The organism is Pseudomonas sp. AGC41, assembly GCF_057334555.1.
On the sequence record NZ_JBHFJB010000130.1, the window covers coordinates 1 to 2,500 of the forward strand.

The 2,500-nt window shown below is 51.9% G+C and carries 4 rRNA genes (1 of these 4 cut by a window edge); all 4 read right to left on the reverse strand.

Going from position 1 to position 2,500, the window contains the following annotated elements:
* Positions 1–2 precede the first annotated feature (2 nt).
* Positions 3–118 (reverse strand): 5S ribosomal RNA (gene rrf, locus ACE04F_RS21690).
* 108 nt (positions 119–226) lie between these two features.
* A 5S ribosomal RNA gene (gene rrf, locus ACE04F_RS21695) occupies positions 227–342 on the reverse strand.
* A gap of 108 nt (positions 343–450) precedes the next feature.
* Positions 451–566 (reverse strand): 5S ribosomal RNA (rrf, locus tag ACE04F_RS21700).
* Between the two features lie 148 nt (positions 567–714).
* Positions 715–2,500, reverse strand: a 23S ribosomal RNA gene (locus ACE04F_RS21705); it runs 1,106 nt beyond the window's last position.

The window sequence follows — 2,500 nt, forward strand, 5'->3', positions numbered from 1 at the left end:
AATCTTGACGATGACCTACTCTCACATGGGGAAACCCCACACTACCATCGGCGATGCATCGTTTCACTTCTGAGTTCGGGATGGGATCAGGTGGTTCCAATGCTCTATGGTCGTCAAGAAATTCGGTAACCAACCCGTTCAGGAACAACGTGTCGGTGAAAATCGAAGACTTCTACTAAAAACAAAACCCCTACCTGCGTCAGCAGATAGGGGTTTCGGAATTTAATCTTGACGATGACCTACTCTCACATGGGGAAACCCCACACTACCATCGGCGATGCATCGTTTCACTTCTGAGTTCGGGATGGGATCAGGTGGTTCCAATGCTCTATGGTCGTCAAGAAATTCGGTAACCAACCCGTTCAGGAACAACGTGTCGGTGAAAATCGAAGACTTCTACTAAAAACAAAACCCCTACCTGCGTCAGCAGATAGGGGTTTCGGAATTTAATCTTGACGATGACCTACTCTCACATGGGGAAACCCCACACTACCATCGGCGATGCATCGTTTCACTTCTGAGTTCGGGATGGGATCAGGTGGTTCCAATGCTCTATGGTCGTCAAGAAATTCGGTAGCCAGCGCGTGCCTTGCGGTCACGTTCCAGCGAATGGGTATGCGATAGTTTGTGGTTTTGACTCGAACTTTCGGTTCATCTCGTCTTCACACACCGCAATCTGGCCTCTTTCGAGTCTACAGATTGCTTGGGTGTTATATGGTCAAGCCTCACGGGCAATTAGTACAGGTTAGCTCAACGCCTCACAGCGCTTACACACCCTGCCTATCAACGTCGTAGTCTTCGACGGCCCTTCAGGGGACTCAAGGTCCCAGTGAGATCTCATCTTGAGGCAAGTTTCCCGCTTAGATGCTTTCAGCGGTTATCTTTTCCGAACATAGCTACCCGGCAATGCCACTGGCGTGACAACCGGAACACCAGAGGTTCGTCCACTCCGGTCCTCTCGTACTAGGAGCAGCCCCTCTCAAATCTCAAACGTCCACGGCAGATAGGGACCGAACTGTCTCACGACGTTCTAAACCCAGCTCGCGTACCACTTTAAATGGCGAACAGCCATACCCTTGGGACCGGCTTCAGCCCCAGGATGTGATGAGCCGACATCGAGGTGCCAAACACCGCCGTCGATATGAACTCTTGGGCGGTATCAGCCTGTTATCCCCGGAGTACCTTTTATCCGTTGAGCGATGGCCCTTCCATACAGAACCACCGGATCACTAAGACCTACTTTCGTACCTGCTCGACGTGTCTGTCTCGCAGTCAAGCGCGCTTTTGCCTTTATACTCTACGACCGATTTCCGACCGGTCTGAGCGCACCTTCGTACTCCTCCGTTACTCTTTAGGAGGAGACCGCCCCAGTCAAACTACCCACCATACACTGTCCTCGATCCGGATAACGGACCTGAGTTAGAACCTCAAAGTTGCCAGGGTGGTATTTCAAGGATGGCTCCACGCAGACTGGCGTCCACGCTTCAAAGCCTCCCACCTATCCTACACAAGCAAATTCAAAGTCCAGTGCAAAGCTATAGTAAAGGTTCACGGGGTCTTTCCGTCTAGCCGCGGATACACTGCATCTTCACAGCGATTTCAATTTCACTGAGTCTCGGGTGGAGACAGCGCCGCCATCGTTACGCCATTCGTGCAGGTCGGAACTTACCCGACAAGGAATTTCGCTACCTTAGGACCGTTATAGTTACGGCCGCCGTTTACCGGGGCTTCGATCAAGAGCTTCGCGTTAGCTAACCCCATCAATTAACCTTCCGGCACCGGGCAGGCGTCACACCCTATACGTCCACTTTCGTGTTTGCAGAGTGCTGTGTTTTTAATAAACAGTCGCAGCGGCCTGGTATCTTCGACCGGCGTGGGCTTACGCAGCAAGTGCTTCACCCTCACCGGCGCACCTTCTCCCGAAGTTACGGTGCCATTTTGCCTAGTTCCTTCACCCGAGTTCTCTCAAGCGCCTTGGTATTCTCTACCCAACCACCTGTGTCGGTTTGGGGTACGGTTCCTGGTTACCTGAAGCTTAGAAGCTTTTCTTGGAAGCATGGCATCAACCACTTCGTCACCCAAAGGGTAACTCGTCATCAGCTCTCGGCCTTAAGATCCCGGATTTACCTAAGATCTCAGCCTACCACCTTAAACTTGGACAACCAACGCCAAGCTGGCCTAGCCTTCTCCGTCCCTCCATCGCAATAACCAGAAGTACAGGAATATTAACCTGTTTTCCATCGACTACGCTTTTCAGCCTCGCCTTAGGGACCGACTAACCCTGCGTCGATTAACGTTGCGCAGGAAACCTTGGTCTTTCGGCGTGGGTGTTTTTCACACCCATTGTCGTTACTCATGTCAGCATTCGCACTTCTGATACCTCCAGCAAGCTTCTCAACTCACCTTCACAGGCTTACAGAACGCTCCTCTACCGCATCACTTACGTGATACCCGTAGCTTCGGTGTATGGTTTGAGCCCCGTTACATCTTCCGCGCAGGC